At 54.7% G+C, this 13,517-nt stretch carries 13 protein-coding genes; 4 read left to right on the top strand and 9 right to left on the bottom strand.

The window, feature by feature from the left end; all coding sequences use genetic code 11:
* Window positions 1-27: 27 nt before the first annotated feature.
* The 8 genes from HMPREF1141_RS07290 to HMPREF1141_RS07255 form a co-directional block, all read right to left on the bottom strand.
* The gene (locus HMPREF1141_RS07290) at window positions 28-987 is read right to left on the bottom strand and encodes an ABC transporter ATP-binding protein (protein WP_009062748.1); all 960 of its coding nucleotides are present in this window, start codon (window positions 985-987) and stop codon (window positions 28-30) included.
* A gap of 3 nt (window positions 988-990) precedes the next feature.
* Entirely contained in the window at window positions 991-1,968 is a 978-nt protein-coding gene (locus HMPREF1141_RS07285; RefSeq protein ID WP_009062627.1) for an ABC transporter ATP-binding protein, read from the bottom strand.
* A 12-nt stretch (window positions 1,969-1,980) separates the two neighbouring features.
* Window positions 1,981-2,883 carry an ABC transporter permease gene (locus HMPREF1141_RS07280; protein WP_009062637.1) on the bottom strand — a complete coding sequence of 301 codons (903 nt, stop codon included), beginning with the start codon at window positions 2,881-2,883 and terminating at the stop codon, window positions 1,981-1,983.
* Window positions 2,884-2,897: 14 nt separating this feature from the next.
* Window positions 2,898-3,824, bottom strand: a complete 927-nt coding sequence (nikB, locus tag HMPREF1141_RS07275) for a nickel ABC transporter permease (RefSeq protein WP_009062541.1) — start codon at window positions 3,822-3,824, stop codon at window positions 2,898-2,900.
* Window positions 3,825-4,079: 255 nt separating this feature from the next.
* Complete coding sequence (locus HMPREF1141_RS07270; protein WP_009062656.1) at window positions 4,080-5,627, bottom strand: ABC transporter substrate-binding protein; 1,548 nt, start codon at window positions 5,625-5,627, stop codon at window positions 4,080-4,082.
* Window positions 5,628-5,710: 83 nt separating this feature from the next.
* Window positions 5,711-6,862 (bottom strand): M20 family metallopeptidase, encoded by a 1,152-nt coding sequence (locus HMPREF1141_RS07265; RefSeq protein ID WP_009062588.1) that lies wholly within the window; start codon window positions 6,860-6,862, stop codon window positions 5,711-5,713.
* Window positions 6,863-6,902: 40 nt separating this feature from the next.
* Window positions 6,903-8,090 (bottom strand): amidohydrolase family protein, encoded by a 1,188-nt coding sequence (locus HMPREF1141_RS07260; protein WP_009062688.1) that lies wholly within the window; start codon window positions 8,088-8,090, stop codon window positions 6,903-6,905.
* Window positions 8,091-8,130: 40 nt separating this feature from the next.
* Window positions 8,131-9,168, bottom strand: a complete 1,038-nt coding sequence (locus tag HMPREF1141_RS07255) for a uroporphyrinogen decarboxylase family protein (protein WP_035316717.1) — start codon at window positions 9,166-9,168, stop codon at window positions 8,131-8,133.
* A gap of 134 nt (window positions 9,169-9,302) precedes the next feature.
* On the opposite strand from HMPREF1141_RS07255, the gene HMPREF1141_RS07250 reads away from it, so the two are divergent.
* Both HMPREF1141_RS07250 and HMPREF1141_RS17345 read left to right on the top strand, forming a co-directional pair.
* On the top strand, window positions 9,303-10,241 hold the full coding sequence (locus HMPREF1141_RS07250; protein WP_009062789.1) for a LysR family transcriptional regulator: 939 nt from the start codon (window positions 9,303-9,305) through the stop codon (window positions 10,239-10,241).
* Between the two features lie 269 nt (window positions 10,242-10,510).
* Window positions 10,511-10,660: a hypothetical protein gene (locus tag HMPREF1141_RS17345; RefSeq protein WP_009062682.1), complete on the top strand. Its 150-nt coding sequence runs from the start codon at window positions 10,511-10,513 to the stop codon at window positions 10,658-10,660.
* A gap of 561 nt (window positions 10,661-11,221) precedes the next feature.
* On the opposite strand, the gene HMPREF1141_RS07245 is transcribed toward HMPREF1141_RS17345, so the two are convergent.
* The gene (locus HMPREF1141_RS07245) at window positions 11,222-12,145 is read right to left on the bottom strand and encodes a LysR family transcriptional regulator (RefSeq protein WP_009062746.1); all 924 of its coding nucleotides are present in this window, start codon (window positions 12,143-12,145) and stop codon (window positions 11,222-11,224) included.
* A 214-nt stretch (window positions 12,146-12,359) separates the two neighbouring features.
* Here HMPREF1141_RS07245 and HMPREF1141_RS07240 point away from each other — a divergent pair, with 214 nt between their 5' ends.
* Window positions 12,360-12,542 carry a hypothetical protein gene (locus HMPREF1141_RS07240; RefSeq protein ID WP_009062462.1) on the top strand — a complete coding sequence of 61 codons (183 nt, stop codon included), beginning with the start codon at window positions 12,360-12,362 and terminating at the stop codon, window positions 12,540-12,542.
* A gap of 52 nt (window positions 12,543-12,594) precedes the next feature.
* Window positions 12,595-13,509, top strand: coding sequence for an AEC family transporter (locus tag HMPREF1141_RS07235; protein ID WP_009062696.1), 915 nt, complete (start codon window positions 12,595-12,597; stop codon window positions 13,507-13,509).
* Window positions 13,510-13,517 lie beyond the last annotated feature (8 nt).

Here is a 13,517-nt window from a genome sequence, read left to right as displayed (position 1 = left end):
CATCCCTCTTTTCCAGTGGTGCACGGGTCACTGCTGGCATAAACAGCAGGCCACGTAATGTTCGCCGCCCAAATGTCTGAGTTCTGGCACGCCTTCGGCGCAGCGGTCGCAGGCATAAGGGCAGCGGGGGGCAAAGCGGCATGTCTGCGGCGGGTTGATGGGGGAAGAGATTTCCCCTGTCAGCGGCTGCATTTCGGTACGCTTTTTCAGGCTTGGTACCGGGATGGCCGACAGCAGCGCTTTGGTGTAAGGATGCTGCGGATGCTCGAACAGCTCGACCGCAGGCGCTTTTTCCACTACCTGGCCCAGATACATCACCGCAATTTCATCTGCCAGGTGGTTGACGACCGAAAGGTTATGGGTGATGAAAATATACGTCAGGTGCAGCTGTTCCTGCAAATCCTGCATCAGGTTCAGAATCTGCGCCTGAATGGAAACATCCAGTGCCGAAACCGGCTCGTCGCAGACGATGAAGCTGGGCTGCAGCACAAGCGCGCGGGCAATGCCGACGCGCTGCCGGCGGCCGCCGTCGAGCTCATGCGGATAGCTGTTGATCAGGCGCTCCGCCAGGCCGACGGTTTCCATGATGCGCTCCACTCGCTTCTCGCAGTCTGCCGAGCCGGAACAGAGCTTGTGCAGCCGGAGCGGTTCCGCGATGATATCGCTGATCGTCATGCGCGGGTTCAGCGAGGAGTAGGGGTCCTGAAAGATGATCTGCATCTTCTGACGCATCTGGCGCATTTCGTCTTTGCTCAGCCCCAGTATGTCGCGGCCCTCGAAAAGCACCTCGCCAGAGGTGGGTTCGAGCAGCCGCAGAATGGTGCGCCCGGTGGTGGATTTTCCGCAGCCGCTTTCGCCCACAATGCCGAGCGTTTTTCCGCGCTGTATGCTGAAGGAGACATCGTCCACCGCATGTAGCATTCCCTTGGGAGTTTTAAAGTATTTCTTCAGGTTGCGCACCTCAAGAATCGGATGTTCTTCTGCCATGCTTTATTCCTCCTTTTGGCGCAGAATGCACGAAACAGAATGCGTGTCGCTCAGCTGTATTGTGGCGGGCAGCGCTTTGCTGCATTCCTCTACCGCGTAGCTGCAGCGGGGGGCAAAGGGACACCCAGGCGGCAGATCGGTCGGGTCGGGCATCAGGCCGGGGATCGGGATCAAACGGTGGGCGGGGGCATCGATATTCGGGATCGAATGAAACAGCCCTTCTGTATAGGGGTGCGCCGTATGCTCGTAAATATCCTCCAGCGTGCCGTGCTCCACCACCCGGCCGGCATACATGACGGAAACCTCGTCGCATACCTCGGCCACGATACCCAGATCGTGTGTGATCATCAGCATCGACATGTCATATTTTGATTTCAGTTCCTTCATCAGCTTCAGCACCTGGGCCTGAATGGTCACATCCAGCGCCGTGGTGGGCTCGTCTGCAATCAACAGCTTCGGGTTACAGGCCAGCGCCATCGCAATGACGACTCTCTGCTTCATCCCGCCTGAAAACTGGTGGGGATAATCGCGTCCGCGCGAAGCGGGAATGCCGACCAGCTCCAGCATTTCGCCCGCTTTTTTCGCGGCCTCCTGCTTGTTGATGCGCTCATGCAGAATGTAAACCTCCGCAATCTGTTCGCCCACAGGCAGCACGGGATTCAGGCTGGTCATGGGGTCCTGAAAGATCATGCTGACAAGGCTGCCGCGCATTTTCTCCAGCTGGTGCTTGCTCGCGGCAAGAATGTCCTCTCCGTCAAGCGTGATGCTTCCGCCGGTGATCACGCCGGGCGGGTCCGGAATCAGGCGCAGAATAGAAAGCGCGGTCGTTGTTTTTCCGGCACCGGTTTCACCGACCAGGCCAAGCGTTTTGCCGCGCTCAATCTGCAGACTCATGTCATTGACTGCCTTTACGACGCCGTCGTCGGTGCGGAACTCAACGCTCAGGTTCTGGATGTCCAGTAATGTGTTGTGATTGTTCATGGCAATACCTCTTTAACGTTTGAGCTTCGGATCCAGTGCGTCGCGCAGGCCGTCGCCCAGAAGGTTCAGCGACAGGATCGTGATCATGATCAGAAGGCCGGGGATGATGACGATGTGGGGCGCGTCGCGGATGTAGGCGCGTCCGCTGGCCAGCATGGCGCCCCATTCGGGGGCGGGGGCCTGAATACCGAGCGAAATAAAGCTCAGCGAAGCGGTGGAAAGAATCGCGGTCGCCACGCGCAGCGTTGCCTGAACAATGATGGGGGAAAGACAGTTCGGCATAATGTGGCGGAGAATGATGTGGTTGTTTTTGGCGCCGATCGCTCTTGCAGCCTCCACAAATTCCTGATCCTTCACGCTCAGGACAGAAGCGCGCACGATCCGGGCGAAGGTCGGCATGCTGGCAAGGCCGATGGCGATCATCAGGTTCAGCATGCTCGAGCCCAGTGCGGCCACGATCATAATAGCCAGCAGCAGAATCGGGATCGACAGGAAAATATCCATAATGCGCATGATGACGTTGTCAACCGTGCCGCCGAAATAACCGGCGATTGCCCCGAGGATTCCGCCCGTAACCAGTGCGATGCAAACGGCGACCACGCCGACCAGAAGGCTGATTCGGGCGCCGTGTACCAGGCGGGCGAAGATGTCGCGGCCGAATTCGTCGGTTCCGGCCCAATGCTCGGCGCTGGGCCCCTGCAGGCGCTCGACGACGTTCTGTTTGATGGCCACGGTGTTGTAATCGGCAATTTGGTTTGCGAAGATTGCAACAATAATCAGAATCGAAACAATGACAAGGCCGAACATCGCCAGCCTGTTGCGGCGCATTCTGCGCCAGATTTCCGTCATCTGGCTGCGCTTGCGCTTTTTGGACTGCTCTTTTCCAATAGTCGCCGCGGCAGTGGAATCTTTCATACTTAGCCCTCCTTTCAGCGGTACTGGGATTTGATCCGGGGATCGATGTACGCGTACAGAATATCAACGAACAAATTCACGAGACTGAACACGACGGCAAAGGTGATCAGACACCCCAGCACAACCGGCTCATCCTTTTTATTGATGGAATTGATCATCAGCATGCCTACGCCCGGCAGCGAAAATACGGTTTCGTTGACCACCGCACCGCCCAGCAGCGTGCCGATCTGCAGGCCAATCACCGTGATGACGGGAATCAGCGCGTTGCGCAGGGCGTGGCGCAGAATGACCCGCTTTTCATTCGCGCCCTTGGCGCGTACCGTGCGGATGTAATCCTGCCGGATGACCTCCAGCATACTCGAGCGCGTTGTACGCATAAAGTTTGCCGTTGCGCCCACGCCCAAAGTGACGGCGGGCAGAATGTAGCCCTGCCACGAGGTGACGCCGCCGCTGGGCAGCCAGCCAAGCTGCAGCGCGAACACCAGAATCAGCATCAGACCCAGCCAGAAGTTCGGCATGGCAACGCCGGTCAAAGCCAGCAGGGTGCTGATGTTGTCCAGTATGGAATACTGCTTTGTCGCCGAGATGATCCCCAGCGGAATCCCGATCAGCACGGCCACCAGAACACCGGCAAACGCCAGGATAAAGGTGGTGGGCATGCGGGAGAGAATTTCTGAAAATACAGGCTTGCCGGTGGTGTAGCTGTTGCCCATATCGCCGTGCAGCATGCCGGCCATGTAATCCACATACTGCTGCAATACCGGCTTATTCAGCCCCAGCTCCTCCCGGATCTGCGCGACGGTCGCTTCGTCCGCTTCCGACCCGGCCACAACACGCGCGGGGTCACCCGGCGTCATCTTTAAAACCATGAAAACCAAAAGCGATACGCCGATGACAACGGGAATCATCATCAGGATGCGCTTGAAGATATACTTATGCACGGCACTCCCTCACTTTTGTTTTGAATCCACAGGTGTGTACTGATTCGGGTTGGTTTTGTATACTGAACAAACTTCAAAACGAGACCGTTTTGAAGCGCATGGGGAACCGTGCGGCGCCAGCATAGCTGGCGGTTTATTGACTATATCACCGCACAGCGCCCGATTCCCAAGCAGGCGCTGCCGGCAAGAGGACTTGCAGCAGCGCCCCACTCGGACTCTTGCTATTTCGAACAGGACTTCTCAGGGGGAAAGCCCTTACTCATAGGAAAGCTGATCAAACACGTCGTTGCCCAGCGGATGCGGAGTGTAACCCGAAAGATCGCCGCGGATGCCGACAAGGTTCGGCACGCAGTACAGGGGAACCCAGACGGCCTGTTCAGTCAGTGTTTTCTGCAGCTCCGCGTAAATTTTCATTCTGGCGTCGGCGTTTGTTTCCACACGGGCAGCCTCCAGCTTCTGATCCACTTCGGGAATGTTGGTGAACGAACGGTTGCCTGAGGAAGCGGGAACCTTGGAATTAAAGAGCATGTACAGGCTGGTATCGGGGTCGCCGGTGGTGTTATTGTAGCTCATGATGAACATCTTGTAGCCGCCGTTGTTGATCTGCTCGAGCATCGCGGTGGATTCCGCCGTGTTGATGGTGACGTTGATTCCTACCTCGGCCAGATTCGCCTGAATCAGCTGAGCCTCCGTATTGCGGGTATCGCCGGAAACCAGGATGGTGGTTTCAAAGCCGTTTTCGTAGCCGGCCTGCTTGAGCAGCTCTTTCGCTTTTTCCGGGTTGTAGTCATAATGGGCGACATCGTCGGTGTAACCGCTGATCTGCTTGTTCATCACAGAGTCGGTTACCTCACCATAGCCGGCGGTTGCGACTGTGTTGAGCGATTTGCGGTCGATTGCGTAGTTGATGGCCTGACGGACGAGCGCGTTGTCAAAAGGCTTTTCTTTCTGATTCATCGAAACATATTCAATCTTGGGGCTCATGCTCGTAACAAGCTTTACGCTGTCTTCCTCGCTGATCCTCTTTGCATCAGAGGCCGCTACGGTCAGGTTCAGGTCAACCTCGCCGGTCTCCAGCGCGATGGTGCGGGCCGAGCCTTCGCTCATCAGCTTAAAGGTGAGGGAAGTGGGCTTTACCGTTCCGGCGAAATAATCCGCGTTTTTCTCCAGAACGATCTTGTCGCCGGAGTCCCATTTTACAAACTTGAACGGGCCGGTGCCGACCGGGGAAGCGGAAAACTTATCGCCCGCTGCTTCCGCTGCCTTCTGGCTTACAATAGAGTTGGCGGTGTGACACAGGTTGGACATGAGCGGGGCATAGGGAATATTCGTCTTGATAGTGACGGTGTAGTCGTCGTCCGCTGTCACAGAGGCAATGTTGGCGGTAAAGGTCTTTACCTTTGCACTCTTCTGGGCGCGCTCAATGCTGTAGACGACGTCGCTGGCCTTCATTTCATCGCCGTTGTGGAACTTCACGCCGTGCTTGAGCTTGAAGGTCACCGAAGTATCGGAGGTGAATTCCCAGCTTTCCGCCAGATCGCCCACGATTTCCATTTTGTCGTTCAGCTTGACAAGGCCGTTGTACAGCTGGCGCATAATGTACAGGGAGTTGCCGTCCCAGCCGTCCTGGGGATCGAGTGTGACCGCCTCGGCGGCCGTCGCAATGACCAGATCTGTTTTTCCCTTGCTGGATTCCGATGCGGCTGCCGCGCCGGACGCACCGCTTGCGGCGGAAGAGCTGCCGCAAGCGGTGGCACCAAGGAGCATCGCAAAGGTCAAGAGCATCGCTAAAATCCGTTTCATAACATTTCTCCTTTTTCTTTTCTTGCTCATATCACATGCTGCCGCACAGCGTCGGCAAACAGGATGGATGGGATATTTCGGGGCTACTGCATACTGTTCAGAACCTGCTGGTCGGTGATCAGGCCGATCGCGGTGAGCACCATGGCCTTGACTGCCTTGACCACATATGTATCCCCCGGCGCGCTGCCCGCGGCCTCCCGGAACGCGGTGGTGTGCGTGTTCTCCTTTGCCAGGAACAGATGCCCATGAATCGCCGGCAGACGCTGGGTAACGTTGCCCATATCCGTACTGCCGATTCCGTGGTCGCGGTAGCGCGGGATGACGGTTTCGCCCAGGTGCGTAAATGCGGCCGCCATGTGCTTTTCGAGCGTTTTATCGTTGCAAACCGGCTCGTAGGCAAAGGTTTTTTCGCTTTCTACCGTTACGCCAAACGCTTTTGCGGCGCACTCGGCACAGTTTTCCACAATGGCAACCAGCTCCTGATGATAAATGACGTCGTCGCTGCGTACATTATACTTCAGTTCGGCAAAGTCCGGTATCACATTGGTGGCTTCTCCGCCGTGCGTAATATTGGGGAAAACCCGGCTGTAATCGCGGAACTGGCTGCGCCAGGCGTTGACCATGTTCACCGTTTCTGTCGCGGCGGCCAGCGCGTTTGCGCCGAGCCACGGACTGGCGGCACAATGCGCGCTGCGCCCGTGGAAGCGGAAGGTGATCGTCTGCCCGGCCAGCGACCAGTCCTCCACCATGGTGGAGTCGCAGGGGTGGATCATCATGGCGTAGTCGATGCCGTCGAACATCCCGGCGTCGAGCATCTTGATTTTACCGCCCCCGCCTTCTTCCGCGGGGGTGCCGAGAAAAATACTGTTGGCGGGCAGATCGCATTGGCGCACCAGCTCGTCGAATACGATGGCCGCCCAAACGCCGGAGGCTGCGATCAGGTTGTGACCGCACGCATGGCCGTTCGGCAGGGCGTCGAATTCTGAGATGAACCCAATGTTCAAAGCGTCGCTCCGCGGCTTGTGCTCCGCGCGGATGGCCGTTTGCAGCTCTCCGGTTCCGCGGACTGCCGTAAAGCCATGTGCCTTTACGGTGTTTTCCAGAAGCTGCGCGGACTGGAATTCCTGAAACGCCAGTTCCGGATTTTCAAAAATAGTGTGGCTGACTGAGAGTATTTCCGGGGCCAGCTCGTCAACCCGCTGTTCGGCCCGTTTGATCAGATCTTCCCGCATCATTGCTGTTGCTTCATCCTCTCCGGCATTGTAAATGGTACTGTTATTTGCAGGTGGTTCCGTCCTTCCAGGTCTGCACCACGCGGGCGAGGCCGTCCAGACTCTTCGTCAGGTCGCCGTCGAATGCCGCGATGTTCGCGAGACGCCCGACCTCCAAAAGTCCCATGTCGTCGCGCTTCGCGATCCTTGCGTTTGTGCCGGTCGCACGGCCGATCGCCTCTACCGGGCCCTCGCCGAGCGTGTCTGCGATCATGGCGATCTCGTCACGGAGTGTTCCAGCGGTGTCGGTGCCTGCGCCGATGAGAATGCCGGCTGCCTTTGCCCAGCGCATGCCCTGTTCCTGCTTGCTGAACACGCGCTCCTGCAGCATATCCCAGTATTTTGCATTGGGGCCTGCCTTGGCTGCGCCGCGGATTCCCGTCATGGTCGGGTTCAGGTGAGTGCCGCGCTTGGCCATTTCTTCGATCAGGTCTTCGGTCATCATGCAGCCGTGCTCAATATGATCGATCCCGGCAAGCACCGCGCGGCGGATTCCCTCGTTGGAATAGGCGTGGATCGCACAGTCGCGGCCCAGATCGTGCGCGGCGTCAGTACCGGCGCGGAGCTCTTCGAGCGTGAACTGCGGGATGCTCGGGTCCTCCTGCGGAAAATGCTCCAGCCCGCCGCTGCCCATGAATTTGATGACGTCGGCGCCCTTATTGCATTGAATGCGCACGGCGCGGCGTACGGCGTCGGGGCCGTCGCACTCTATGCTCTGGCGGTAACAGTGCCCGCCGGTGATGCTGATGGACATGCCGCAGCTGCTGATATACGGCCCCATGACAAGCCCCTCTTCAATGGCCTGCCGCAGGTTGATACAGGTGTAGCCGGTCAGGCCCTGGTCGCGCACATAGGTGATGCCCTCGTCTTTCAGGTAACTCAGCATATTGACATAGCTGTGCAGAATCAGGTAGGGCAGATCATTGCTCATCAGCTTGGTCGCACATTCGCCGAAGGTTTTGCCGGGTGCCGGGAAGCGCAGCGATTTGCGGCTGATGTGGTCGTGTATATTCATCAGGCCGGGGGTCAGGGTGACGGATTCGCCAAACTCCCGGGTATTTTCCGGCGTGGCGTCCAGGGGCTTTTGGGAATCCACATAGGTGATGAATTTTCCGTCAAAGCCAACCCATGCGGGGCTCAGAATGGTTTTTCCGTCGCCGGTGATTGCTCTGCTGGCATGAAGATAGGTCATCTTAAATCACAATCCTCTCTTTTACTTTGCTGTGCGCCGCTTAGCGCAGAGTTTCTTCTACGCTGGCGCGGAATGCGCGCAGCTCGTCGTCCTGTGTATGCACAGAAACAGAACAGTCCGGAGCCAGCAGAAACGGTTCATCCTGCATCTTCTGCAGAGTGGTGCGGGCAAGCCGACCGATCTCTTCGGCCTTGTTCTGGCCAAAGGGACGCTCATCCACGCCGCCCATCGCAATTTTTCCGTTCAGCCACGCTTTGCTTCCCCAAATGGGCGGGCAGCCGACCGCACTGGAGGCCCAGTGGATCATGTTGATCGGCCACGAGGTAAAGCGCTCGGGGTTGCCGTAAATGCCGCAGGTGTGAATGATCACCTGAGAACCCTTCAGGGCCTCCAGAACCATCAGATCATATGGCTCGACAAACTCCTTCCACTCTTCCAATGTAAAGTAGCCGCTGCGCGCCATACCGAGACACGCGTAAAATACGCCGTCAATTCCGGTGGTGAGCAGCTTCGAGCAGTAGTCGGCCATCGTTTCGGCTATGTTCTTCAGTGCGCGCTTTACTTCATCGGGGTGGTCAAGGCACAGATCGATCAGCGGGCTTTCCTCTCTGGGGGAGGGGCGGTAGCGCCCGACGCTGCGCATACCGCACAGGTTCAGAAGAATGCCGATCGGCGTAAACGCCGACTGGATAATGGGAACCTCGCCGCCGCTGTCTTGTACGATCATTCTGCACATGTCCAGCTGTTCCGCAAAGACGCCCTGATCACCCGGCAGCACCGAAACCTTTTCCAGGTCACGGTAATCGTGAATCAGTGTTTTGGTGCGTGTGGGAACCACATCGTTGTAGTGGTCATAATCATACTCATTTCCCCATGCCTCGTAATAGTAAACGGCACGGGGGTTAATCTTCATCACGTCCCAGTCATATTCCCGCTGGAACTCGAGCAGCTTATCCGCCATTACGCGCGGCCCGCTGTGTTCAAATTCTGTGTGGTGGCGGTATGCTGTAACCGGCACACGGTCGGCCAGCTCCCCATTCATCACAGCCCGAAAACGATCGCGTTTCGTCCAAGCCATTGGTCAAACAACCTTTCTTTCTCCAAAATTTTATCTGCATTCAATAACTCATGCCGTCAGCCCGGGCGGCGGCTTTGGGTTGTCAAACGTGCCGGGGTTATGTTAAAATACAACAAAAAAGGGGAGGGAGCACTGTGATCAGCTTTTTGCAGCTTCGCTATTTCATGGTGGTTGCCGATTCCCGCAGTTTTTCTTCTGCGGCAAAGCAGCTTTACATTTCGCAGCAGACCCTGAGTGCCCACATTGCGCAGATGGAAGCGGATCTGGGGGTCATCCTGTTCGAGCGGACACGCCCGCTCACGCTGACGGCAGCCGGGGAACAGCTGTATCAGCGCACGGATGAACTTTTGTTTCTGCACCGCCAGCTGGAACAGGAAATGTGGAATTTCTCTGAAGGAGAATGCCAGAACCTGCGCATCGGAATCGCGTCCTCCTATGCCCGAACCCTGCTGCCGCAAATCTTTCCGGATTTGATGAAAAAGTGTCCCTATGTAAAGCTGGAGCTTTACGAGAGAAATTTCTCGGATTTAAGCGAGCTGCTGCAAAAGCACAAGGTCGATATGATCATGACCCGTCCGCCATACCCGAACAATACGGTGGCTGTGCCGGTGCTGGAGGAAACCATCAGCATTTATGCGCCAATGGTTTCTCTGGAAAACATGTTCCACGAGAACGCGCAGGAGGTTGCGCTTGCACTTTCCCGCTCTGCGGAGATCGAGCTGCTGAAAGAGTGTCCCTTTATCCTTCCGCGATCGGGCAGTGTGCGCGATTCCTGCAACGAGCTGTTCCGCCGCCATCAGATCACTCCCCGTATCGTAACGGAAACGGATTTTCTGGAAACGGCCATCGCCTTTTGCCGCGCCGGCATGGGAATTACCCTGTCGCCGACGGGAATGCTGCAGGACCTGACGCGGCAGTCCTCCGCAGAAGAGCCGTTAGGGATTTATCCCATCAATGAAAGGGACACCCGCCGCAGTCTGGCCATCTGCTATTTGGACCGTGCGGTTGTTTCACGCTCTATGCAGCAGTTTATTTCCATTGCGAAAGCGAAGCTTGGTCAACACGTTTTTTAACAGACAAATCACAGAGCGGCAGACAAAGAGATCGCTGGTTCAGCCAACGCCTTTGTCTGCCGCTTTTTTTGATCCAGACTGTACAACGTTGGCAAAATTGGATAAATTTCCAATTTATGAGTCCCATTCTAGCAAACACCACAGGGAATTCAAGCAGTTTTTACCTTGATATCCACAGTGATATGCTTGTGATTTCCGGCATTTTCTCTTAAAACAAAAATGGCGGAGGAAAATTAGGGTTCCGAGCTGAACAAGGGCTGTCATCCAGAATGAATGAGAATTTTGCGTGGAAAGCTGCTGTTCTGCTTTTCTTTAGAGGAGAAGCGGCAGCTGTCCCAAATGGAAAAAAGAAAGGTTTTTGGAGTTGGTTTGAACTAAAAGCTTTATTCATTCTAATCATATATGAATTTACTATTTAATACGGTACTACGTTTTTGAAATGATGTCAAGGAACCCTTTCTGCCGCTTTCAGGCGTAAAGCAAAAAATGATGATTACATTTTACCTATGGAAAATAAAAATTAGGTATGTGCTGGAAAAAAATTACTGCACTTCTTTTAATATCAAAGCGAGACAGCAGCCGGCAGCAATTGCGAAAAATACAAGGCCTGCCTGTGTTTTCAGGCGAAAATGAAAACGGCAAACAAAGCAGTGACTGATTCAGCCAACTTCTTTGCTTGCCGTTTGTATTTCCTATTGGAGGGACTACCCTGTATTTGTCTTCATTTTATCACACCAGGTCGAAGAGATGAAACTGGATTTTGCTTGTATAGCACAAGTAAAATTCTGTAGATCGGTTTGTATACCGAGGTGTTTCGTGTCAAAATTTGCGTTTTGGAAAGTGAACCGGCTTTTTCTGTGCGAATGTAATAAAAACAAATGCTTTCCCCCTGGCAACTTTGGGGGCGGTTGGCCCGCCTTCCTATGCTTTCTGAATACAGAAACGCCACTGAAAATAAAATAGTTCCGTTTGCAGTGCTTTTACCGGATCAGCTGGACAGCCAGCTCTATAAAGCTTGAGATCGTGCTCCAGCGGTACGCCTGCCCCAGCCACCCAAATCGAATCTGATACCGTGTGGACTCGCTGAAGTGAAAAACTTTCAGGCCGGAAATCTCTTCTTCGGAAAGGGCGGTTCGGACCAATTTTTCAGGGCAGAAGCAGGCGCCCACGCCTCTGGCGCACAGATCGAGAAGCGTTTCGATGTTCCCGGCCTGCGCCTTTACGGTGGGGATAAAATCTGCCTGCGCGATCAGGTGGTGGCCGATTTTTCCGGCGATGTCCTCCCGGCTGTTGAACAGGAAGGGACAGTCGCAAAGAACAGACAGATTTTGTTCGTCCTGAATTGTTTGGATCGCAGCGTCGGTTTTTGCTCCGAAAAGCCTGCGCAGAAGCGATTCCGCAATCAGCAGAACGACCTCTTCCTCATAAAAATCCATCAGCTCTACCCCCGGAATCTGATCGGGAAAGTTGGCGATCGCGAGATCGATTTCGGCCTTGAGCAGGTTTTGCTGTAATACGTCGTTTTTGGCTTCCATTACCTGCACGGTGATCTGGGGGTAAATTTTCTGGTATTCGGTGATCAGCTCCGGCAAAATAGTGCGGCCCCGAGTATAGGCGATTCCCACGCGCAGAACCCCTTTCTGGTTGTGAGAGATATCGCTGAACTCCTGCTCCATAGAACGGTACTTCCGCTGAAAATCCAAAGCGTACTGCAAAAAGACTTCTCCGGCATAGGTCAGCTCCAATGGGCTGTGGCGGATGAACAGCTGGCACCCCAGCTCGCGTTCCACCGCAGCGATGTGGGCGCTCAGCGTCTGCTGGGTGATATGCAGCTGTTCGGCGGCTTTGGTAAAGCTCTGTTCTCTGGCTGTCGTTGTAAAATAAGTCATGCTCAAAAAGTTCAACGGCCGTCCTCCTTTTCAAAATTACAGTATTTACACTGTATCATATATCAAAAATAACAGTTATACAATAAGGCGTTTTTCTTCTATACTTAAATAATACAGTAAAAGCGCTTGAAAGCCCTGATTCTTCCTCTGCCCTTGCAGACGGAAGAGTTGAAAATTTATCTTTCTAACAGGGACAGAGAATGGAGATAATCGGAAGGGAGATTACAGAATGAAGCGGTTCTTTTCGAAACAGAAAAAACAAGAGTTCAGCTTCCCCGCTGAAAATTCAGAGGTACAGGGGCTGCGCAGGCAGGTGGAAGAGTTGAATGTGTTCTGCCGCCAGCTGCAAAATGAAAATGACCGCCTGAAGAGGCTGCTCTCCTCTATACAGGAGCTTGTGCTCCCGAAATGAATCAATCAGCGTTTTTCTCATTCGCTTTTGGAAAGAGAGGCTGTGAATACATATGAAAGTAATCGATCTGTTCAATTTGCAGGGAACCTTGTTTGTGATGATTCTGGCCGGCGTCGTGCTCAAACGCCGCGGAATCATCGACGAGCCCGGCAAAAAATGCCTGACAGACCTGTGCGTAAGCATCATCATCCCCTGCAATATCATCAAATCGTGTCTGATCGCCTTTGACATCTCCGTGCTCAAAGCGTGCAGCGTGCTGCTGGCTGTCGGTATCCTGATCCAGCTGTTATGCGTTTTTTTAAATCGATTTTTGTTTAATGGCTATCACGAGCAGCAGAAAAAGGTGCTGCAATACTGCACGATCGTTTCAAACGGCGGCTTTCTGGGGAACCCGATCGCCGAGGGCGTTTACGGCAGTCTGGGGCTGCTGTACGCGTCGGTTTTCCTGATCCCGATGCGGGTCGTCATGTGGTCGGCCGGAACATCTTATTTCGTCGCGGGTTCCACAGACCCGAAAAAAGTCATCCGCAATATTCTGACGCACCCGTGTCTTGTGGCGATCTATATCGGAATGTTTCTGATGGTGACGCAGATTCAGCTTCCCGTTCTTCTTGTTTCCTCCATTCAAACTATCGGGAACTGCAACTCCGCTATCACCATGTTCATCATCGGTACGATATTGGCGGATGTCAACATAAAGACCATCGTCAACAAAACCACGCTCTGGTTCAGCGTGCTTCGCCTGATTCTTCTGCCGCTGATTGCGTTTGGTCTTGGTTTGCTGTTTGGGCTGGACCCTACCGCAACAGGTGTCGGCGTGATTATGACGGGAATGCCCGCGGGCGCGACGGCGGCGATTTTTGCCGCGCGGTACAACAGCGACGCTCCTTTTGCGACCAAATGTGTTGTGCTGACCACGCTGCTTTCTATGGTGACGATTCCGATCTGGTGCTATATCATTGGCTGAGCGGAACT

Source organism: Clostridium sp. MSTE9 (genome assembly GCF_000277625.1).
Classification (GTDB): Bacteria; Bacillota; Clostridia; order Oscillospirales; family Acutalibacteraceae; genus Faecalispora; species Faecalispora jeddahensis.
This window is presented reverse-complemented; position numbering and strand designations above follow the sequence as displayed.

Bases quoted from the DNA above. Each gene is read 5' to 3' on its own strand.
- HMPREF1141_RS07270 (WP_009062656.1), bottom strand. From the start codon at position 5,627: ATGAAACGGATTTTAGCGATGCTCTTGACCTTTGCGATGCTCCTTGGT.
- HMPREF1141_RS07265 (WP_009062588.1), bottom strand. From the start codon at position 6,862: ATGATGCGGGAAGATCTGATCAAACGGGCCGAACAGCGGGTTGACGAG.
- HMPREF1141_RS07290 (WP_009062748.1), bottom strand. From the start codon at position 987: ATGGCAGAAGAACATCCGATTCTTGAGGTGCGCAACCTGAAGAAATAC.
- HMPREF1141_RS07285 (WP_009062627.1), bottom strand. From the start codon at position 1,968: ATGAACAATCACAACACATTACTGGACATCCAGAACCTGAGCGTTGAG.
- HMPREF1141_RS17345 (WP_009062682.1), top strand. From the start codon at position 10,511: ATGAATGAGAATTTTGCGTGGAAAGCTGCTGTTCTGCTTTTCTTTAGA.
- HMPREF1141_RS07240 (WP_009062462.1), top strand. From the start codon at position 12,360: ATGAAGCGGTTCTTTTCGAAACAGAAAAAACAAGAGTTCAGCTTCCCC.
- HMPREF1141_RS07260 (WP_009062688.1), bottom strand. From the start codon at position 8,090: ATGACCTATCTTCATGCCAGCAGAGCAATCACCGGCGACGGAAAAACC.
- HMPREF1141_RS07235 (WP_009062696.1), top strand. From the start codon at position 12,595: ATGAAAGTAATCGATCTGTTCAATTTGCAGGGAACCTTGTTTGTGATG.
- HMPREF1141_RS07280 (WP_009062637.1), bottom strand. From the start codon at position 2,883: ATGAAAGATTCCACTGCCGCGGCGACTATTGGAAAAGAGCAGTCCAAA.
- HMPREF1141_RS07255 (WP_035316717.1), bottom strand. From the start codon at position 9,168: ATGGCTTGGACGAAACGCGATCGTTTTCGGGCTGTGATGAATGGGGAG.